The organism is Kroppenstedtia sanguinis (genome assembly GCF_050433445.1).
In the GTDB taxonomy this organism is placed as follows: domain Bacteria; phylum Bacillota; class Bacilli; order Thermoactinomycetales; family DSM-45169; genus Kroppenstedtia; species Kroppenstedtia sanguinis.
Genome location: NZ_JBNPXF010000002.1, coordinates 180,273 through 201,433, shown reverse-complemented (window position 1 = coordinate 201,433; position 21,161 = coordinate 180,273). Strand labels below are relative to the sequence as shown.

Below are 21,161 nucleotides of genomic sequence, written 5' to 3'. Positions count from 1 at the left end.
GCCAGATGCATCGCTGGGTAGCCAAGTGCGGAAGGGATAAGCGCTGAAAGCATCTAAGCGCGAAGCCCCCCTCAAGATGAGATTTCCCATCCTTATGGAGTAAGACCCCTTGTAGATGACGAGGTAGATCGGTCCGAGGTGTACGCGTGGCAACACGTTCAGCTGACGGATACGAATCGGTCGAGGACTTCTCCTGAATTGCTTCGTAATCTTTGGCTCTGCAGTCTGTATCCGGTTTTCAGGGTGACATCCATCCTGAGTCGTCTGGTGATGATGGCGGAGGGGAACCACCCGTTCCCATCTCGAACACGGAAGTTAAGCCCTCCAGCGCCGATGGTACTTAGGGCGCAGGCCCTTGGGAGAGTAGGACGTTGCCAGGCAGTTATACCAACAACCCCCTTGATCCATATTTGGATCAGGGGGGTTGTTGGTTTATAAGGATGAAGCGGGTGATCAATCCTCCGAAGCGCTTGCCAACTGATTCCCGCATTTTACCAATGAAAACGCCTCTCTCAAGACACTTTGGTTGTTGTTCATGCATCTTTATCCACCACAATGAGAATGGTCCGTATGCTGTTTCTGTATGATATATCTGTATGATATAATGGTTTAGTGGGCTATTTCGACCTTGGGCGTAAGCCCTTTCACAATGAAAATGCCCTAATTAAAACGGGAAGTGATTTATGAATCAAGTATAGGTGGTGGTATGCATGAAACTCACAACTAAAACTTTTCTTGGGATCATTCTAGGCCTCATCGTGGGTATTATACTCAATCAATTTTATCCTGAGGCCTTTAACCTTCTAAACACATGGTTGTTTGCACCAGTGGGTGATCTGTTTATCAGAGCAATCAAAATGATCGTGGTTCCTCTGGTCTTCTTCTCCATCGTCTTGGGAGCCGCCGGAATTGGGAACCCGAAAAAACTGGGGCGTATCGGTGGCAAGACGGTTTTTCTCTATTTGATCACCACTGCGATCGCTATCACCATCGCCTTGCTGCTGGCCAATGTCATGGGTCCAGGTGAAGGGGTCCATGTGGACAAACCGGAAAAGACGGATATCGAAGCCGCTCCTCCTGTGATGGAGACATTGATGAACATCATTCCCGACAATCCGATCCAGGCGCTGGCTGAGGGGGAGATGCTCCAGATCATCTTCTTTGCCCTCACTTTCGGGATCGGGATCGCCCTGATCGGTGATAAGGTGGCCCGGCTCAAGGAAGTTGTGGAGCAAGCCAACGAAGTGATGATGAAGTTGGTTCACTTGCTGATGACAGTGGTTCCCTACGCCGCCTTCGCTTTGATGGCCAAAGCTGTGGGTGAGGCCGGACTGGAGATGATCGGTTCCATGGCGATGTACATGATCACGCTGTTGTTGGCATTAGTGGTTCACGCAGGGATCACGTACAGCCTGTTTCTGAAATTCTGGGCCAAAATGAGCCCGATCAAATTCTTCAAGACGATGTTTCCGGCGATGGAAGTGGGTTTCACCACCAGTTCCAGCGCAGCCGCCCTGCCTGTGACCATTGAGCAGGCGGAACGGGGTCTTAAAGTGCCCAAGGGGATCAGCAGTTTTGTCCTGCCTTTGGGAGCCACGATCAACATGGATGGCACGGCCATCATGCAAGGGGTCGCATCCATCTTTATCGCTCAGGTGTATGGAATCGAACTCACCTTCACCCAGCAACTTTTGATCATCCTGACCGCCACTCTGGCCTCCATCGGTACAGCCGCTGTTCCTTCCGCGGGAATTGTAATGTTGACGATGGTGTTCCCCGTCGTAGGGTTGCCCCTGGAGGGCTTGGGAATCGTGCTTGGGGTTGACCGCCTCCTCGATATGAGCCGTACAGCCATCAACATTACCGGTGACGCCATGGTCGCCGCCTGTGTGGCAAAGTCGGAAGGTGACGATGTGGGAGATTCAGCGGTTCCTCAATCTGCGTAAAAGGAACGCAACCGGTGACCGGAAAACCCGGGTGCCGGTTTTATTTTGTCCTCAATTTTTACTCTATTCTACTCTTTTCGATCCAGGAGTCAAGGGGAGCAGCTGATTGGTCACGTATTTGCCTTGTTCAGGCGAAAAACGAACGCTTATATTAAATTGAATGTTAATGTTCGCCTTTGATTGACGAGGGTGGAGGACCCTGTTAAACTTAGATTGTACAGTTGAACAAATGACTTGAAGTTATTTCTCATATATGCTTGGGGATAGGGCCTGAGTGTTTCTACCCGGAAACCGTAAATTTCCGGACTATGGGAGATGCCTTTCCAGGGTGAAGTGTGCTCGGACGGGAGGGATTTCCCTTTTACCTGTCCGGGCTTTTTCTATTTCTACACAAGGGCATTCTAAAAAGGGATTGGGGATGGAGGGATTCGCTTGAAGCCATCGGTTGGAGTCATTATGGGCAGCACTTCGGATTGGCCCACCATGGGCAAAGCCTGCGAAGTGCTAGAAGAACTGGAAATTCCCTTTGAGAAACAAGTGGTGTCTGCTCACCGGACACCGGATGAGATGTTTGGTTATGCGGAGGCAGCACGGGAACGGGGATTGGAGGTAATCATCGCCGGAGCAGGGGGAGCAGCTCACCTACCGGGGATGGTGGCGGCAAAAACAGTGTTGCCTGTCATTGGAGTGCCGATCAAATCCTCTACTCTGAACGGTCTGGATTCTCTTTTGTCCATTGTCCAGATGCCGGGGGGGGTTCCAGTAGCCACTGTATCCATCGGAGAGGCTGGAGCGGTCAATGCCGGTTTGCTAGCCGCGGAAATAGTAGGAATCAAGCGTCCTGAACTGCAAATAAAGTTGCTTGAACGAAGAGAAGAAATCCGAAAACGAGTTTGGCAGGATTCCAAACTGGGTGAGGGATGAGTATGAAGAAAGTGGAAGGGAACCAGCCTCTCCTTCCAGGCAGTACGATCGGGATCTTGGGAGGCGGACAGCTGGGAAAAATGATCATCCTGGAAGGAAAGAAGATGGGGTATCGGTTTGTCACATTGGATCCTGCAGAGGATTGTCCAGGGAGTCAGGTGGCGGATCGGCATATCGTTGCCGATTATGATGATCTGGAGGCGGCACGATTACTGGCGGAAACCAGTGACCTGATCACCTACGAATTTGAAAATGTGGATGATGCCGTAGTGAAGATATTGGAGGAAGATGCCTTTCTCCCCCAGGGAGGCGAACTTCTCCGTACCACCCGTCATCGCCTCCGGGAAAAGAGGGCGTTGGAGGAAGCGGGAGTTCCCGTAGCTCCATACCGGAGGGTTCAGAGCCGAGAAGAGCTTCTCTCCGGGAGTCAAGCCCTGGGTTTCCCCTGTGTTCTCAAAACGGCCACCGGAGGATATGACGGGAAAGGCCAATGGGTGTTTCCATCTAAAGCGGAAGTGGAGGCCTTCACAGAACTGGAGCCGGGTCGGGAGTATGTCTTGGAACAGTGGGTCTCCTTCGCAAAAGAGATCTCCGTGATCGCGGCGAGAAGTATCCGGGGAGAAGTGGCTGTCTTTCCACCTGCGTGGAATATTCACTTCCAGCAGATCCTTCATCAGTCTATCGTTCCTGCACCGGTGAAGAGTGGAATCTTGCATCACGCTGAGGAACTCGCCCGTCAAGTTGCAGAGGGGCTGAATGTGCGGGGATTGATCGCAGTGGAGATGTTTTTGTTACATGATGGCTCCCTGTGGGTGAATGAGTTGGCTCCCCGCCCTCACAATTCGGGACACTATACATTGGATGCCTGTGCTGTCTCCCAGTTTGAGCAACAGATCCGAGCCTTGTCAGGCCTGCCCTTGGGTTCTCCGAGGCTGTTGACTCCGGCGGTAATGGTCAACATTCTGGGAGAGGATGTGGATCGTCTGCGGGGACAGATCCGGGACTTTCCTCCTGAGATCAAGGTGCATTGGTATGGCAAAAGGGAGAGTCGACCGGGCCGGAAAATGGGACACCTCACGGTGCTGGGAGAAAGTACAGAAGAAGCCATGGCTACGGTGGACCGCCTGGGATGGAATAAAAGTGCTGACAACGAAAAGAGGAGTTGAAACCATCCGATGATCGAACGTTACACCCGACCGGAAATGGGGTCCATCTGGACCGATGAAAACCGCTACCGCGCCTGGCTGGAGGTGGAGATCCTCGCCTGTGAAGCTTGGGCGGAGCTGGGAGTCATCCCAAAGGAAGATGTAGTCAAGATTCGGAAAGGCGCTCGGATCGATGTCGAACGGATTTTGCAGATCGAACAAGAGACCCGCCATGATGTAGTCGCTTTTACCCGATCGGTGTCAGAAACCCTGGGATCGGAATCCAAGTGGGTTCATTACGGCCTCACCTCCACAGATGTGGTGGATACTGCACTTTCTTATCTCTTGCGCCAGGCGAATCAGATTTTGTTGCAGGATGTAGATCGGTTTATTGCCGTTTTGAAAAAGAAAGCTCTGGAACACAAGAATACAGTGATGATGGGCCGCACCCATGGAGTCCATGCCGAACCGACGACCTTTGGGTTGAAAATGGCCCTGTGGTACGCGGAAATGAAACGAAACCGGGAACGATTGGTGCGGGCGATGGAGACAGTGGCCGTCGGCAAGATTTCCGGAGCGGTCGGGACCTACGCCAATATTGATCCCTTTGTGGAAGCTTACGTCTGTGAAAAACTGGGCCTGAAGCCAGCGCCTATCTCCACCCAAACCTTGCAGCGGGATCGCCATGCGGAATACCTGGCGGCTTTAAGTTTGATCGCCACCTCGCTGGAAAAGTTCGCTGTAGAGATACGGGGACTGCAGAAGAGCGAAACCCGGGAAGTGGAGGAGGCCTTTGGCAAAGGGCAAAAAGGCTCCTCGGCCATGCCTCACAAACGGAACCCGATCGGATCGGAAAATATTACGGGGTTGGCTCGGGTAGTGCGGGGACACATGGTGACTGCCTTTGAAAATGTAGCCCTTTGGCATGAGCGGGATATCTCCCATTCTTCAGCGGAGCGGGTGATCCTGCCGGATACCACCATTCTGTTGAACTATATGCTCAACCGTTTTGCCGGGATCGTAGAGAACCTGACTGTCTTCCCGGAAAATATGAAACGTAACATGGAACGAACCTACGGTCTGATCTTTTCACAAAGGGTATTGCTTACCCTGATCGACAAAGGGCTGAAGCGGGAAGAAGCCTATGATCGGGTTCAGAGGTTGGCGATGCAGGCCTGGGAAGAAGCGCGTTCCTTCCGAGGGTTGGTGGAGCAGGATGATAAAATTTCATCCATCTTGTCCCCGGAGGAGTTGGAGGATTGTTTTGATGCGCGTTACCACTTGAAGCGAGTGGATGATATCTTTCGCCGTTTGGAGTTGCTCTGATCCAGCCTTCGGATGTGAGGAAAAGTTGTTGCGAGAGGGAGTTTCGGCGTCTTTATGGCGCTGGAATGAGAACTCCTCCCCGATCGTCTAAAAAGGAAGGAATGCTCCTTCAGGCACTAGGATCGAGTGTTTCAGTCAAATGGAGCAGGAGGGGGAGTCGTTTTGGCTCACTGGTAAAGCCCATCGTGAGACTCTCGATGGGGACAGAGGCGAATCCAATCTTCACCCTCGCTTTTCTGCGATGTTCCCCTTGTTCGCTGGGGACGTAAATCACCAAATTTCTAGTACTGCTTTGAGCTAAACCAGCCATTCTCAAAGTAGTACTAACGAGAGAAGGGGAATCAGATGAACCGGGAAGCGCTTCTTTACGAGGGAAAAGCTAAAAAAATCTTCTCTACGGAAGATCCGGATCAGGTCCGTGTAGAGTACAAAGATGATGCCACCGCCTTTAATGGGGAAAAGAAGGGGCATATCGCGGGGAAAGGAGAGCTGAACAACCGGATCAGCGCCTTTTTCTTTGAGTACCTGGGAGGCAAGGGGGTCCGCCATCATTTCCTGCGCACCCTCTCCCCCCGGGAACAGCTGGTGAAACATGTGACGATTTTGCCGGTAGAAGTGGTGGTTCGTAACCGGGCAGCGGGTTCCCTCGCCTCTCGTCTGGGATTGGAGGAGGGGCGGGAGTTTTCTCGACCGGTGGTGGAGTTCTATTTGAAGGACGATAAGCTGGGAGATCCTCTGATCAATGAAGATCATATCGCTCTGCTCCAATTAGCGACGGAAGAACAGGTGACTGGTATGCGGGAGGCTGCTCTTCAGGTGAATCAGCATTTGTCGGTGCTGATGGCTGAGAAAGAGATCATATTGGTGGATTTCAAGCTTGAGTTCGGAGTAGATAGCCAGGGGGAGCTTCTCCTCGCCGATGAAATCTCTCCGGATACCTGCCGCTTCTGGGACCGGCAAACCTATGAAAAGTTGGACAAAGATCGATTCCGACGGGATCTGGGTCATGTGGAAGATGCCTATCGCGAAATTTGGCACCGTTTGGGAGGGGAAGCCCATGTATAAAGCGATGATCACAGTTCGTCTGAAACCCAGTGTGTTGGATCCCCAAGGGACTGCTGTCAAGGGATCCCTTCATTCTCTCGGTTACGCTGAAGTAGAAGGAGTCCGGATCGGCAAAACGATGGAGCTTTGGCTGAACACCACAGATGAGGCCGAGGCGGGAAAACGGGTAGATGCCATGTGTCAGCAGTTGTTGGCCAACCCGGTGATCGAGGATTACGAGTACCGACTGGAAAAGGAGGCCTAATTATGCGATTCGCTGTTCCGGTTTTTCCCGGTTCCAACTGTGATGTAGACTGTGCCAAAGCGGTGCGGGAGATTCTGGATCGTCCGGTGGACCTGGTCTGGCATACCGAAGGCAACCTGGAAACCTATGATGCCATCATTCTGCCCGGTGGATTCTCCTATGGAGATTACCTGCGTACAGGGGCACTGGCCCGCTTCTCTCCTGTGATGGATTCCGTGGCGGAGGCAGCGGAAAAGGGGAAGCTGATCCTCGGAATTTGCAATGGTTTCCAAATACTCTTGGAAGCGGGGCTGCTCCCGGGTGCCATGCGGGTGAACGACCACCTCCAATTCCGCTGTGCCATCCAATCTTTACGGGTGGAGAATCATCAGCTTCCCTTTACCCGTCTGTATGAAGCCGGAGAGGAGATTCATTTTCCCATCGCTCATGGGGAAGGAAATTACTACTGTGATCCAGAGACTCTGAAGACATTGGAGGACCAAGGGCGCATCGTTTTCCGTTATTCCGGAGAAAACCCCAACGGTTCCGTGTCCGGCATCGCCGGGGTGACCAACTCGCAGGGAAACGTGCTGGGATTGATGCCCCATCCGGAACGGGCGATCTATGATTGGATGGGAACTGCCGACGGCGTTCGTCTGTTTCAATCCATGCTTCAAACCTGGGAGGGGATGTATGGTGCAGCCTGAACAAAGGATAAGGGAATCCGTGGTGGAGCGGGTAACGGAGTCTGAGCCGACCCCGGAGGAAATCAAAGAGCAGCAGCTATATCTGGAGCTGGGGTTGGTCGCAGATGAGTATCAACTGATCATCGATCATCTCGGAGGATTGCCTAACTGGACGGAGTTGGGGATTTATAGTGTGATGTGGTCGGAACATTGCAGTTACAAAAACTCGAAACCGCTCTTGCGCCGGTTCCCTGTGGAGGGAGCCAGAGTCCTGCAAGGCCCAGGGGAAGGGGCAGGTGCCCTGGATATCGGAGATGGCCAAGCGGTGGTCTTCAAAATTGAGAGCCACAACCATCCGACGGCGGTGGAGCCCTTTCAAGGTGCGGCCACCGGTGTCGGGGGAATTATCCGGGATGTGTTTTCCATGGGAGCCCGGCCAGTGGCTCTGCTCAATTCTCTTCGTTTCGGAAAGATATCCAACCCCCGGGTTCGCTATCTTTTTGAACAATCCGTGGCGGGGATCGCCCACTATGGAAATGTAGTTGGGATTCCCACTGTTGGCGGAGAAGTGGAGTTTGACGAGAGCTACGAAGGAAATCCTCTGGTCAATGCCATGTGTGTCGGAGTCTTATCCCATGATGAATTGCAAAAGGGGATCGCCACAGGAACTGGGAATCCAGTGATCTATGTGGGAGCCGGTACCGGGCGCGATGGTATTCACGGAGCCACCTTCGCCTCTGAAGAGTTAGGGGAAGATTCCGGGGAGAAACGTCCCTCCATTCAGGCAGGAGATCCCTTTATGGAAAAACTGCTCCTAGAAGCTTGCCTGGAGTTGGTGCAAAAAGGAATTCTGATTGGGATTCAGGATATGGGAGCCGCCGGGCTGACCAGCTCCAGCACGGAGATGGCTGCTAAAGGCGGTTCGGGCATGGTACTGAATCTAGATGAGGTTCCGCAGCGGGAAACGGGGATGACCCCCTACGAGATGCTGCTCTCCGAATCCCAGGAACGGATGTTGTTGGTGGTGGAGAAAGGCAAAGAGGATGAGGTGCGGGAAGTCCTGGACAAATGGGAATTATCCTCAGCGGTAGTGGGACGGGTGACCGATGACGGTCGTTACCGGGTTCGGCATCAGGGGAAGTTGGTGGCGGACATTCCTGTCAATACACTGGTGGACGATGTCCCTGTGGTCCACCGCAAAGGGAAAGAGCCCGCCTATTACCGCCAATTTGCCGATCTGTGTCCGGCAGAGTCCCTGACGGGGGCAGATCCCCAGGAAGCCTTGAAAAAGGTTCTCTCGTCTCCCAACGTGGCCAGCAAGGAATGGGTATATCGTCAGTACGATCATATGGTCCGCACCAGCACAGCCGTCCGGCCGGGCTCCGATGCGGCTGTGATCATGATGGAGGGCTTGGACAAAGCTTTGGCGATGTCTACGGATGGGAACGGTCGTTATGTTTATCTTGACCCGGCGAAGGGCGGCGCGATCGCTGTGGCTGAGGCGGCACGCAATGTGGTCTGTTCCGGCGCCGAACCTCTGGGGGTCACCGATGGTCTCAACTTCGGAAGTCCGGAAAAGCCGGAGGTCTTCTGGCAACTGGAAGAAGCTGTTGACGGGATGAGTGAGGCCTGTCGGGTGCTGGGGACACCGGTCGTCGGTGGAAATGTCAGTCTATATAACGAATCCAAAGGAACCATTCATCCCACGCCTGTGGTGGGAGTGGTGGGATTGGTTCACCGTCGCGATCATATCACCACCCAGGAATTCAAACAGGAGGGGGATACTATCTTCCTTCTGGGAGAGACTTTTCCAGAACTGGGTGGTAGCGAGCTTCAGCTGGTGATGGAAGGGGAGATTTCCGGACCTCCGCCAGCGATCGATTTGGAGAAGGAGAAAAAGCTGTATCGGGTGATCTTGGATGCGATCGAAAAAGGATGGGTCTCCTCAGCTCATGACTGTTCGACAGGGGGACTGGTGACCACTCTGGCCGAATCCTGTTTTGGCAAGGGTCTCGGAGCCAGGATTCAGATGAAGACTCCCCTGGAACCTATAGTCTGCCTGTTTAGTGAATCCCAATCCAGAGTGGTACTGAGTGTCCCTGAAGAATATGCGGAATCCTTGAGGGAATTGGCGACCCATCACGGGGTAGCTTGTAGCGCAATCGGAAGGGTAGGAGGAGACACACTCTCGGTATGCATCAACGACAAGCATGTAGTCGATACATCGGTACGACAGCTTAAAACCGATTGGGAAGGGGCGATCCCATGGATGATGAATCTGTCTTCGACGAACTAAACGAGGAGTGCGGGGTTTTTGGCATTGTCGGTCATCCCGATGCCGCCCAGCTGACTTACTATGGACTCCATGCCTTGCAGCATCGGGGACAGGAGAGCGCAGGGATCGTAGCGACGGGGGGCACGGGTTTTCGTTACCACCGGAGTATGGGGTTGGTCCATGAAGTGTTCAACGGGGAGATCCTCAAAGGGTTGGTCGGGGATACTGCCATCGGCCATGTGCGATATGCCACCTCGGGAGAGAGCTTGTTGACCAATGCCCAGCCCTTGGTTTTCCACGATGCCGTCGTCGGTCAGTTGGCCTTGGCCACCAACGGGAATCTGGTCAATGCCGAAGGGCTGAAGAAGGAGTTGGAAAGTCAGGGGGAGGTGTTTCACACCTCCTCCGACACTGAGGTGATCGCTCATCTGATCGCCCAGTCCAAGGCGTCTTGTCTGGAGGAGGCGGTGAAAGAATCTCTCAACCAGCTGGTGGGTGCCTATGCTCTTTTGATCCTGACCAACGACCAGTTGCTGGTCGTCCAGGATCCCCATGGGTTACGTCCTCTGTCCATGGGGATGTTAGGTGATGCTTACGTTTTTTCTTCCGAGACTTGTGCTTTTGACGTGATCGGGGCGGACCATCTGCGCACGGTTGAACCGGGAGAGCTGTTGGTCTTGGATCTGAAAGGGAAAAAGGGATTGCGCTCCCTCCGTTTTGCGGAGCCGGCGCCCCATGCGGTCTGTTCTTTTGAATATATCTATTTCGCTCGGCCAGATAGTGATATCGAAGGCATCAATGTACATGGCGCTCGTAAATGCCTCGGTAAGGAGCTCTACCGAGAGGCGCCGGTGGAAGCGGATGTCGTCACCGGTGTGCCGGACTCCAGCACCTCGGCGGCGATCGGATTTGCAGAGGCGGCGGGGATTCCCTATGAACTGGGGTTGATTAAAAATCGCTATGTCGCACGTACTTTTATCCAGCCCAGTCAGCACCTGCGGGAGCAAGGAGTCAAGATGAAATTGTCCGCGGTGCGCAAGGTGGTGGAGGGAAAACGAGTCGTGATGATCGATGACTCCATCGTCAGGGGAACCACCAGCCGCCGCATCGTCGGGATGTTGAAAGAGGCAGGGGCGAAGGAGGTTCATGTCCGGATCAGTTCCCCGCCGGTCCGTTACTCCTGTTTTTACGGGATCGACACTTCTGACCGGACGCAATTGATCGCCGCCAAGCACAGTGTGGAAGAGATTCGGGAGCTCATCGGGGCCGATAGCCTCTCCTTTCTGAGTGAGGGAGGATTGATCCGGGCTGTGGGGAAATCCCCGGAACTGGGAGATTGCGGTCATTGTCTCGCCTGTTTCAACGGAAAATATCCGACGGCAATCGAAGGAGAATTGCCACAGGTTGCGGAGGGGAAGAGCCGATGAGTGAAGCGTATCGACAGGCGGGGGTTGACATCGACGCTGGCAATGAAGCGGTAGAACGCATCAAAGGACATGTAGAACGGACCCGTCGTCCGGAAGTCCTAGGAGACCTGGGGGGCTTCGGAGGGCTTTTCCGTCTGTCCGGTTACCGGGAGCCTGTGTTAGTGGCCGCCACCGACGGGGTGGGAACCAAGTTGAAGCTGGCCTTTGCCATGGATCGTCATGATACCATCGGGATCGATTGCGTCGCCATGTGCGTCAACGATCTGATCGTCCAGGGGGCGGAGCCGCTCTTCTTTCTCGATTATCTCGCTACAGGAAAGCTGTTGCCCGATCAAGCGGAAGCTGTGGTCAAGGGAATCGCCGATGGTTGTGAGCAAGCGGGTTGTGCCTTGATCGGCGGTGAGACAGCGGAGATGCCGGGCATGTATTCCAATGGGGAATATGATGTGGCCGGCTTTGCCGTCGGTGCTGTAGAACGGGATCAGCTGCTGGGAGGAGAGCATATCCAGCCTGGAGACCTCATGGTGGGTCTGGCTTCCAACGGCTTGCACAGCAACGGCTTCTCCCTCGCAAGGAAGATTCTGCTAGCGGATGGACCGAAACGACTTGCAGAACAGGTGCCCTGGGGGGAGGGGACTTGGGGAGATGCACTGCTGGCGCCCACCCGCATCTATGTGCGCGCCCTCCAAGCTTTGATGGAGGCTTGTCAGGTAAAAGGGGGCGCTCATATCACCGGGGGAGGTTTGGAAGAAAATGTGCCTCGCATGCTTCCGCTGGAATGCGGAGTGCGTCTCGACCGGGGAGCTTGGCCGCAGCCGGAGATCTTCCAAGCCCTGGCCCAGGAAGGAAACTTGTCTGAGGAGGATCTGTACCGCACCTTCAACATGGGAATCGGGATGGTTCTTTGTGTCCCCAAAGAGCAGGCGGATCTGGCTGTGCGAACCGCTGCAGAGGCGGGAGAGCGGGCTTATGTGATCGGAGAGGTGACCCAAGGCAGCGGGGTGACATGGACTGGGAGGGATTTAGCTTGAGTATCGCAGTCTTTGCATCTGGAGATGGTAGCAACTTTGAAGTACTGGTGGAAAAATCCCGACGACAGGGTTGGCCCCAATCGATCACGCTTTTGATCACAGACCGTCCTGAAGCCCCGGTACTGGAACGCGCCCAGCGGCTGGGGGTGGCTGCCATGGCTTTTCGTCCTTCAGACTACGAAAACAAAGCGGCCTATGAAGAAGCCATCCTCGCAGAATTGCGGAAACAGGGGATCCAACGGATCTTGCTGGCGGGATATATGCGCATTGTGGGTCCTGTTTTACTGGAAGCCTATCGTTGGCGCATCCTGAATATCCATCCCTCTCTACTTCCAGCCTTCCAGGGGAAAGATGCCCCGGAGCAAGCCTTGAATTATGGAGTCCGCTGGACCGGCGTCACAGTGCACTGGGTGGATCAGGGGATCGACACCGGTCCGATTATCGACCAAAAGCCGGTGCTGGTGGAACCAGGGGAGACCGTAGACTCCTTGCGCAAGAAGATTCAGTTTGTTGAACACAACCTCTACCCCATGGTGGTTCGCAAATGGCTGACCGGCGAGATCCATTCCCCTGAGGGGAAGGAGTAAGCGGGATTCGAGAAATTGGTGAAATATCGGAGGGAGTGGGTTATAGGGAGTGACTTTGGCCCGCCAGAACTTTGGTGCCCATCCTGAGACCGACTACATCAGAGGCCTGAAAAGGAGGATGTCCAGCTTGAAATCGATCCGACGAGCATTGATCAGTGTATCGGATAAGACCGGAATCGTAGATTTGGCGAAAAAACTCTCCGAACAGGGCGTGGAGATGGTGTCCACCGGAGGTACTCGGCAAAGGTTGGTGGATTCAGGGATTCCCGTGATCGGTGTATCCGAAGTGACCGGTTTTCCTGAGATACTGGATGGGAGGGTAAAAACTCTGCATCCCCGGATCCATGGGGGGTTACTGGCTGTACGAGATTTGGAAAACCATACTCGGCAACTGGGAGAACAAAACATCGACCCCTTCGATCTGGTGGTGGTCAACCTCTACCCCTTCCAGCAGACGATCAGCAAACCGGGAGTAACCTGGGAAGAGGCTATCGAAAATATCGATATCGGTGGCCCATCCATGGTGCGAGCGGCTGCGAAAAACCATCGCGATGTGACGGTGGTAGTGGATCCCGCAGACTACGAGCTGGTATTGGAAGAGATCCAGCGGGGTGGAGTGCAGAGATCCACCCGAGAAAGGTTGGCAGCCAAAGCCTTTCGCCACACTGCTGCCTATGATGCCCTGATCGCCGCTTACCTGACGGGGCAAACCGGAGAGACTCACCCAGAGAAGTGGACACTCACCTTTGAAAAGGCCCAGGAGCTTCGTTACGGGGAGAATCCCCACCAGTCGGCGGCCTTCTATCGGGAACCGCTTTCCGGGAGCGGGACGGTGGCCACAGCGGAACAGCTCCATGGAAAGGAACTTTCCTACAACAACATCAATGATGCCAATGCCGCCCTGGAGATGGTGTCCGAATTTGATCAGCCTGCGGCGGTGGCAGTGAAACATATGAATCCCTGCGGTGTGGGTGTGGGAGAGAGCTTGGTACAGGCGTACCGGAAAGCCTATGAATCAGATCCCGTCTCCATCTTTGGCGGTATCATTGCTCTCAACCGGCGGGTGGATCAGGAGACAGCACAATCTCTGAAGGAGATCTTTCTGGAGATCATCCTGGCTCCGGACTTCGAAGAAGAAGCCCTCGCCCTCTTGCAGGAGAAGAAAAACCTGCGCCTGCTCCGTGTAGGGGATTTGTCCAAAGGAGCGCAAGAAAGCATCCGTGTGAGCAGCGTGGGCGGGGGAGCGTTGGCACAGGCTCGGGATGTCAAGTCCGTCTCCCGGGAAGAGTGTTCCGTGGCGACACGTCGTGAACCCTCTGAAGAGGAATGGGAGCAGCTCCTGTTCGCTTGGAAAGTGGTGAAGCATGTGAAATCCAATGCGATTGTGCTGGCCCGGGATTTCTCCACCGTCGGGGTGGGAGCGGGACAGATGAACCGAGTGGGTGCCGCCCGCATTGCCATCGAACAGGCAGGGGACCGGAGTAAAGGATCGGTTCTCGCCTCGGATGCATTCTTTCCGATGAAGGACACAGTGGAAGAAGCGATAGCGGCGGGAGTGACGGCGATTATCCAGCCCGGTGGTTCGATCCGGGATCAGGAGTCCATCGACGAAGCGAATCGTCATGGAATTTCCATGGTGTTCACACATACCCGACACTTCAAGCACTGATTCCTATTAACACCTCCTCCCTTGCTGGCGTATAGATATCAAAACCAGAACGCCGGGGAGGGTGGATCATGTATGTGATTCGTTGGTCGATCTTGATCGTTGTCGCTACGATTTCCCTCTTGTGGCTGGTCAGTTTCCTGGGCTGGTACGAGCCATTATCCTGGGAGTACGCGATCCGGGTGGCAGCAGGAATCTATTTTTTGATTGCGATCGCCATGAGCGGAATCATGTCTCATCCCTCTGTCCAGGGGGAAAAGGGACCGATATCCGAGGTGAAAGGGGATTGGGCCTTTATCTTTATCGTGGTGACGATCCTCCTGTTTGGAGTCAGTTTAGGGTTGGGATAAGCAGATGAAGATTTTCCGGACAGATCGGATCCAGTCGGTGGGCGCCCCTGCCCTCTCTGTCCGGTTTTTTAGGTCCTCTTCCAGGAAATGGACAAGCCCCGGAGTGCACGGGGAACATTGGATTTATTTCTTGCAGAAGGCGGTGTCTGAATTTGCGTGTATTGGTGATTGGCAGTGGGGGGCGGGAACATGCCCTCCTTTGGAAATTGATGCAGAGTCCCCAGGTGACCCAAGTTTATTGCACTCCCGGTAACGGCGGCATGGGGGAACATGCTGTCACCCCCTCCATCTCCCCCACTGATGGGGAAGCCTTGGTCCGCTTTGCCCAGGAAAATCAGATCGATCTGACTGTAGTCGGTCCCGAAGCCTCCCTGATGGCGGGAGTTGTGGACACTTTTGAAAAAGCGGGACTGGCGGTGTTCGGGCCGCGGAAAAATGCGGCCCAGGTGGAAGGGAGCAAGCGCTTTGCCAAAGATCTGATGGACAAGTATGGAATCCCCACGGGGAGATACCGCGCTTTCAAGGATTCAGAGGCCGCCATCGAGTATATCCGCGAGCAAGGGGCGCCGATCGTAGTGAAAGCTGACGGTTTGGCGGCGGGCAAGGGAGTGATTGTGGCCCGCACCCTGCATGAGGCGGAAAAAGCGGTGGAAGATCTGATGACATTCCGTGCCTTTGGCAAGGCAGGGGAAGAGATTGTGGTCGAGGAGTATCTGGAGGGAGAAGAGATTTCTCTGATGGCTTTCGTCGACGGCGAAACTGTTCGTCCGATGGTCCCGGCTCAAGACCATAAGCCGGTTTTCGATGGAGATCAAGGTCCTAACACCGGGGGAATGGGAGCCTATAGTCCGGTGCCTCAGATTTCGGAGGAGAGGATCCAGCAGATCGTGATGGAGATTCTGGAACCCATGGCCCGAGGAATGGAGAAAGAAGGGCTTCACTATCGGGGGGTCCTTTACGCTGGTCTGATGATGACTGCTGCGGGTCCCAAGGTGATCGAGTTTAATGCCCGTTTCGGAGATCCCGAGACCCAAGTGGTACTTCCTCGGCTGGACAGCGACCTGGCGGAGATCTTATTAGCCGTTACGGAAGGGCGATTGCAGGACCTATCGATCCAGTGGAAGCCCGAAGCTTCGGTCTGTGTCGTGATGGCCTCTGCAGGTTATCCTGGGGATGTGGTGAAGGGAAAGGAGATCCAAGGGCTTTCTGTTGATCCCGAGGACACGATGGTGTTTCATGCTGGCACCGCTTGGGAAGAAGGAACTCTGGTCACGGCAGGGGGCCGGGTCTTGGCTGTCACCTCCTGGAGTGTGGATTTGCAGTCAGCGCGAGAAGCCGCATATCGACGTGTGGAATCTATCAGTTTTGAGGGGGTTCACTATCGTCGGGATATTGGCATACGTGGAGTGAAAGCTGAATAGATCCTCGACCACCCCGCCCAAGACGGGGTGGTTTTCATCTATTGGAGGGAGAGGTGGATCAGACAGAGGGGATGGGAAGTTCCCGACGTTTGCAGGAATCGATGGAGGGTCCTTTCCTGCAAGTGGAGGAATCCTAAGGGATAAGACCAAAGATGTGTTTTTGCTACCCTTGGGGAGAAAACCTTCGTTAAAAGAACTATTTGCAGTTGAATCCTCCGCAAAACAATCTGAAACATGATAAGATGAAAATCAATCTTTGATAAAATGGTGCTCGGGATCGAAATAATAAGAGGGATTATATGTAATTGTTTACAAGAGAGGGGTCCGTAATTGTAGAAAAAACAAGCCCATGTTATGTTATGATAGTGATGAAGTGAAACCGGTTAGAGGAGGAGGGAGCAGGGGTTTGACCTCCTTCCAGAGACGTTGTGGAAACCAACCGCCTCAGGGAGGGTGAGGTTTCACATGGAGTGCCTTGGCCGTTGACAGGTCATCTGAAATCTTATTCCGATGGTCCAAGTGATAAATCAATGGCTTCCTTGTGTGGCAGGATTCTTTGCATCCCGACAGCAGGTAGAGAGCGGGTGATTTACCATCGAAAATCCGTTGGTTTTTTCTTTTTTACTGGTCGTAAGGAATGAAGAGGCCTATATAAGGAATTTGCTAGAATCTGTTTTAAACCAAGACTTTCCGCAAAGTCAGTATGAAGTCATCGTGGTGGATGGGGAATCCCAGGATGCCACTCCGCAAATCGTGGAGGAATTTCAGCGGCTGTATCCGGGCCGCATTCGCTATCTGTCCAATCCCCGACACACCTTGCCACCGGGTTGGAACCTCGGTATACAGCACTCCCGCGGAGAGTATGTTATTCGGGTGGACGGGCACAGCCAAATCCCTCAGGACTTTCTGTCCAGCACCTATCGTGTAGCACAGCAGGTGCCCGATGCTTCCTGTGTGGGAGGTGTGGTGGAAACCAAGGGAACCGGATTTTGGGGAGAGGTGAACGCTTACGTCTATTCTCATCCCTTCGGAGTTGGCAACTCCAAGTTCCGAACCACCAAAAATAAGTGGGAAGGATATGTGGACACGGTCCCTTACGGGGCATACAAACGGGAGATTTTCGATCGCGTGGGCCTGTTCAATGAAAGCTTGAACAGAAATGAGGACTTGGAAATGCATGCCCGCATCCGTAAAAGCGGGGGATCTTTCTTTTTGTCCACTACCATCCGGTCCACCTATTTTGTACGAAATACCCTGCCCGCTTTCCTGGAAAAATCCTACAGTGACGGAAAATGGACGATTGTGGCTAGCAAGCGGGGCTCCGGTGTACTCCGTTGGCGTCATTATATCCCGCTGATGGTCGTCTGTACCTCGTTATTGTTGGGGCTTGCTTCATTTTTCAGCACGGTGGCGAGGTTGACTTTGCTCGCACTGATCCTAGCTTACTTAGTTATTTTGGTTCGCTCGTCATGGGGAATGGTTAAAAAGAGGGGATGGAAGTATTTTCTCCCTTGTATGCTGTCTTTTTTCCTGTTGCATTTCAGCCGCGGTTTCGGCTCGGCCGCCAGCTATCTGAGCAAACATTACTGGAGAGGTGACCGGGTCCATGAAGAACAGCGATATGATAAAAATGCGACCAACATTGCCCGTTGACAGTGATCGGATTCGGCAGCTTCGAATTCTCTGCCAAAAACCTAGGCATTTGGAAGAAATCTGGTCCTGGCATGTGTTACGTAGATTTTCTATCTATGTGACATTGATGCTGAGTCGAACCCGAGTAACTCCGAACGGGATCAGTTGGTGCAGCCTCCTCTTTTTCGCGCTAACCGGCTGGTTTTTGCTGATTGGGGAGGCTTGGGGCTATCTGTTGGCGATTCTCTGTTACAACCTGGGTTATCTCTGTGATTGTCTCGATGGCGAGCTGGCTCGTTTGAAAGAGATCACCGGGCGTCTCGGAGTGTATGTGGATACACTGATCCGGGCCATGAGCATTCCGATCCTGACCGGTGTTTCTCTGGCCGTCCTGAAGGAAACAGGCCAAGTGGAGATGGATCTGCTCCAGGGGACACTTATCTACGGAGCCACTCTGATCGGGACCTTGGGATTACTGGTTCCCCTAGCATACAATTATGTGGGATTGAAAGCAGACGAAAGCGATCCTGTCAGTGACATGAGAACTTCCTCTGCCTTCATGGAGTGGCTGGCCTTTTTTACGGGAATGCCTGGCTTTTTCGCTTTGTTCCTGATCGCGGTTTTGACGGAGATGGTGCTTCCGTTGCCGCTGGTCTCTTGGGTGCTGATCGCCTTTCTCGGTGTGACAGCCTTAAAAACGCTGGCTCGCATGTATCTTACCACATCCAAGTTAAAATAGATTGCAGCTGGATTAAATTTATGTAAAACGGATATTACAAGACGTGAGGAGTGTATACCATGAAAGTTGTAATTTTGGCAGCCGGAGTGGGCAGTCGCCTCCGTCCGGAAACCGATGACAAACCGAAGGCGATGATTCAGGTCAATGGCAAACCCTTGGTTCAATATCAAGTGGAAAGTGTCCGCAAAGCAGGCTTTGCCGATGAGGATATCTTTGTCCTCGGCGGCTACAAAATGGAACGGATCCAAGAACACTTCGCAGGCTCGGGAATCCGGTTTATTTTCAATCCCAACTATGAATCCATGAACAATATTTACTCGTTTCTTTTGACGGAGGAAGTCGGAGATGACATCCTTTTGATCAACTCCGACGACTTTTTCGATGAGCGGTTGATTCCTTTGCTTCTCGATGCAGAGGCTCCCACGGCTATTCTGGTGGATCGGACCAAAACACTGACGGAAGAGGCGATGCGTGTCCAAGTGGACGGAGAAGATCGGTTGACATGGATTAACAAGAAGATGGCTTTAGATGAAGCGGATGGGGAGTACATCGGGATTTCCAAACTGGCTCGCCCCGAACTGAAGACCCTCTATCAGACTGCGCGCAACATGATCAACAACGGCGAGAGCGATGCTTGGTATGAAAATGTGTATGAGGCTTGCGCGTCGGATCTGAAGATCATCGGGGTGGATACTCAAGGGTATCCGTGGGTGGAGATCGATGATTTCAATGATCTGGAGACGGCCAAAAAACTGGCAGCCACTGTTCTGACCTGAACGGGAGGGATGGATCATGACAATTAAAGTACGGATTCCAGTTCAGTTGATCATTGAACACAAGGCGATTCCCCACCTATACAAAACCGAGATCTATGAGTGGATCAAGGATAAAAAGGTTGCCCTGATCAGTGGGAATGGGAAAACCCGTGCCGTGACACAAGACATTATTGAGGTGATCTCCGGCCAGGCTTCCCGCATTCAGGTGATGAGTTGCGAAAACAACAGTTTAGATACGATCAACGAACTGGAACGGATAGTGCTGGAAGATCCTCCTGAGATCATCTTGGGTGTCGGCGGGGGGAAATCCTTGGATGTCTCCAAGGTCGTAGGAACCCGAAGCAATATTCCGGTGGTTCTGTTCCCCACCGCCATCTCCAGCGATGCCATCTGTTCTCCTGTCGCTGTGGTCAAGATGTTGAACAAGAGTACGAGCATCGGAGTGAAAATGCCTCAGGGCGTAGTGATTGACCTGGACCTGTTGGCTTCCTCTCCTCCGCGGCTGATGGCTGCCGGGATTGGAGATCTTCTCTCCAACAAATCAGCTCTGTTCGACTGGCGCTTGGCTCACAATGCCGGTAAAGAAGAGATGAACACTTTTTCCAATCTCATGGCTAACAATGCGGTAGATTCATTTCTGAATCTGATCAACCGGCAGGAAGTGGACTCCCCCCGCATGATCCAGGGAGCAGCTGAATCTTTGATCATGAGCGGAATTGCTATGTCCATCGCTGGTTCCAGCCGGCCTTGCAGCGGCTCCGAGCATTTGATTAGCCATGCCTTGGACTACCATTGTGGTGGAAAAGCTCTCCACGGAGAGCAGGTGGCTCTAGGAGTGCTGTTCACCGAATATCTTCAAGGGAAGCGGGAGCAAGTGGAAAAAGTGGGTCCGATCTATGAGAAGTTGAATCTGCCCGCCCATTATGAGGATCTGGGCTACACTCGGGAGGAGATGCACCGAGCGATCCGCAAAGCTCCATCGATGCGAAACCGGTACACGATCTTCGATGAGTTTGAACTGACGGATGAATTAATAGATCAAATCCTGGACGAAGTTTACCCCGAGCAAGCAAAAAACCGATACCAACTGACGGGTTCGTCCGCTGGATAAGGAGTAGCGAACATGCTCGCACATCTGATGAAATACAAGGAACTGATGTATTTCCTGGTTCACAAGGAACTGAAGGTTCGATACCGTAACTCCCTGTTCGGTTTCTTTTGGACCCTGCTGGAACCCCTGGGGTTGATGGCGATTTACACCTTGGTCTTCGGATATATCATCGATCTGAACAAGGGAATCGAGCCTTATCCCCTCTATGTTTTGGCGGGATTGATCCCTTGGACTTTCTTCAATAACTCGATCCGGAAAGGAACCAAGGCGCTATCCGGCAATGCCTCTTTGATCAGAAAGGTGTATTTTCCCCGAGAAATCTTCCCGTTGACGATGTTGATCTCCAATCTGGTCAACTTCCTTCCCGCTTTTGCCTTGGTCTTTATCATGGCTGTGGCATACGGCAAAACCATTCAGTGGGATTATCTGGCGATGTTGCCCGGAGTGATCCTGTTGCAGGCTTTTTTTACGCTGGCTCTCGCTTTGCTGGTGTCTGTGCTGAATGTTTACTATCGGGATGTGGAGTTTATCGTCAACCTGGTGATGCGAGCTTGGATGTATCTTTGCCCGATCATCTATCCCATCTCCATTTTGTATGAAGAGAAGTCCAGTGCATTGGTTCAGCAGTTCGCCGACCTGTATTTCCTGAATCCGATGGCTGTGATGATCTCCATGTACCACGGGGTTTTCTTTGCGGATCAGGGATTACCCGATAAATTTGGCATTCCCGGCTTTTGGCTGATCTACACTGTGGTCTTGACTGTGATCTTATTCTTGGCGGCTTGGCTTTTGTTCAGACGGATGAATCGCCGTGTAGGGGAAGTGATCTGA

At 53.1% G+C, this 21,161-nt stretch carries 19 protein-coding genes, 2 rRNA genes and 1 riboswitch; all 21 genes read left to right on the top strand.

The window, feature by feature from the left end:
- Window positions 1-196: ribosomal RNA gene (locus JOD24_RS02600) — 23S ribosomal RNA — on the top strand; the annotation flags it as partial.
- A 67-nt stretch (window positions 197-263) separates the two neighbouring features.
- Window positions 264-380 (top strand): 5S ribosomal RNA (gene rrf / locus JOD24_RS02595).
- 330 nt (window positions 381-710) lie between these two features.
- Window positions 711-1,946 (top strand): dicarboxylate/amino acid:cation symporter, encoded by a 1,236-nt coding sequence (locus JOD24_RS02590; protein WP_380167620.1) that lies wholly within the window; start codon window positions 711-713, stop codon window positions 1,944-1,946.
- 227 nt (window positions 1,947-2,173) lie between these two features.
- Window positions 2,174-2,275: riboswitch (purine riboswitch) on the top strand.
- Window positions 2,276-2,402: 127 nt separating this feature from the next.
- Window positions 2,403-2,870: a 5-(carboxyamino)imidazole ribonucleotide mutase gene (gene purE, locus JOD24_RS02585; protein WP_380167622.1), complete on the top strand. Its 468-nt coding sequence runs from the start codon at window positions 2,403-2,405 to the stop codon at window positions 2,868-2,870.
- Window positions 2,867-4,036 carry a 5-(carboxyamino)imidazole ribonucleotide synthase gene (purK, locus tag JOD24_RS02580; RefSeq protein ID WP_380167618.1) on the top strand — a complete coding sequence of 390 codons (1,170 nt, stop codon included), beginning with the start codon at window positions 2,867-2,869 and terminating at the stop codon, window positions 4,034-4,036. The genes purE and purK overlap by 4 nt, the downstream gene beginning before the upstream one ends.
- 9 nt (window positions 4,037-4,045) lie before the next feature.
- A complete protein-coding gene (gene purB / locus JOD24_RS02575; RefSeq protein WP_380167616.1) occupies window positions 4,046-5,341 on the top strand; it encodes an adenylosuccinate lyase in 1,296 nt (431 codons plus the stop codon).
- Between the two features lie 345 nt (window positions 5,342-5,686).
- Window positions 5,687-6,406, top strand: coding sequence for a phosphoribosylaminoimidazolesuccinocarboxamide synthase (purC, locus tag JOD24_RS02570; protein WP_380167614.1), 720 nt, complete (start codon window positions 5,687-5,689; stop codon window positions 6,404-6,406).
- Entirely contained in the window at window positions 6,399-6,650 is a 252-nt protein-coding gene (gene purS, locus JOD24_RS02565; RefSeq protein WP_380167612.1) for a phosphoribosylformylglycinamidine synthase subunit PurS, read from the top strand. The genes purC and purS overlap by 8 nt, the downstream gene beginning before the upstream one ends.
- 2 nt (window positions 6,651-6,652) lie before the next feature.
- Complete coding sequence (gene purQ, locus JOD24_RS02560) at window positions 6,653-7,336, top strand: phosphoribosylformylglycinamidine synthase subunit PurQ (protein ID WP_380167610.1); 684 nt, start codon at window positions 6,653-6,655, stop codon at window positions 7,334-7,336.
- On the top strand, window positions 7,323-9,611 hold the full coding sequence (gene purL, locus JOD24_RS02555) for a phosphoribosylformylglycinamidine synthase subunit PurL (protein WP_380167608.1): 2,289 nt from the start codon (window positions 7,323-7,325) through the stop codon (window positions 9,609-9,611). The genes purQ and purL overlap by 14 nt, the downstream gene beginning before the upstream one ends.
- Window positions 9,581-11,017 carry an amidophosphoribosyltransferase gene (purF, locus tag JOD24_RS02550; RefSeq protein WP_380167606.1) on the top strand — a complete coding sequence of 479 codons (1,437 nt, stop codon included), beginning with the start codon at window positions 9,581-9,583 and terminating at the stop codon, window positions 11,015-11,017. The genes purL and purF overlap by 31 nt, the downstream gene beginning before the upstream one ends.
- Window positions 11,014-12,048, top strand: a complete 1,035-nt coding sequence (gene purM, locus JOD24_RS02545) for a phosphoribosylformylglycinamidine cyclo-ligase (protein WP_429246267.1) — start codon at window positions 11,014-11,016, stop codon at window positions 12,046-12,048. The genes purF and purM overlap by 4 nt, the downstream gene beginning before the upstream one ends.
- Window positions 12,045-12,635 (top strand): phosphoribosylglycinamide formyltransferase, encoded by a 591-nt coding sequence (gene purN / locus JOD24_RS02540; protein WP_380167602.1) that lies wholly within the window; start codon window positions 12,045-12,047, stop codon window positions 12,633-12,635. Before purM ends, purN begins: the two co-directional genes overlap by 4 nt.
- 127 nt (window positions 12,636-12,762) lie before the next feature.
- The gene (purH, locus tag JOD24_RS02535) at window positions 12,763-14,304 is read left to right on the top strand and encodes a bifunctional phosphoribosylaminoimidazolecarboxamide formyltransferase/IMP cyclohydrolase (protein WP_380167600.1); all 1,542 of its coding nucleotides are present in this window, start codon (window positions 12,763-12,765) and stop codon (window positions 14,302-14,304) included.
- A gap of 68 nt (window positions 14,305-14,372) precedes the next feature.
- Complete coding sequence (locus tag JOD24_RS02530) at window positions 14,373-14,651, top strand: hypothetical protein (RefSeq protein WP_380167598.1); 279 nt, start codon at window positions 14,373-14,375, stop codon at window positions 14,649-14,651.
- A 152-nt stretch (window positions 14,652-14,803) separates the two neighbouring features.
- Window positions 14,804-16,072 (top strand): phosphoribosylamine--glycine ligase, encoded by a 1,269-nt coding sequence (gene purD / locus JOD24_RS02525; protein WP_429246266.1) that lies wholly within the window; start codon window positions 14,804-14,806, stop codon window positions 16,070-16,072.
- Between the two features lie 606 nt (window positions 16,073-16,678).
- Entirely contained in the window at window positions 16,679-17,725 is a 1,047-nt protein-coding gene (locus JOD24_RS02520; protein WP_380167562.1) for a glycosyltransferase family 2 protein, read from the top strand.
- Window positions 17,679-18,443, top strand: a complete 765-nt coding sequence (locus JOD24_RS02515) for a CDP-alcohol phosphatidyltransferase family protein (RefSeq protein ID WP_429246265.1) — start codon at window positions 17,679-17,681, stop codon at window positions 18,441-18,443. The genes JOD24_RS02520 and JOD24_RS02515 overlap by 47 nt, the downstream gene beginning before the upstream one ends.
- Before the next feature lie 59 nt (window positions 18,444-18,502).
- A complete protein-coding gene (locus JOD24_RS02510) occupies window positions 18,503-19,219 on the top strand; it encodes a phosphocholine cytidylyltransferase family protein (RefSeq protein WP_429246264.1) in 717 nt (238 codons plus the stop codon).
- Between the two features lie 16 nt (window positions 19,220-19,235).
- Complete coding sequence (locus tag JOD24_RS02505; RefSeq protein WP_380167568.1) at window positions 19,236-20,330, top strand: iron-containing alcohol dehydrogenase family protein; 1,095 nt, start codon at window positions 19,236-19,238, stop codon at window positions 20,328-20,330.
- Window positions 20,331-20,342: 12 nt separating this feature from the next.
- Window positions 20,343-21,161, top strand: coding sequence for an ABC transporter permease (locus JOD24_RS02500; protein WP_380167570.1), 819 nt, complete (start codon window positions 20,343-20,345; stop codon window positions 21,159-21,161).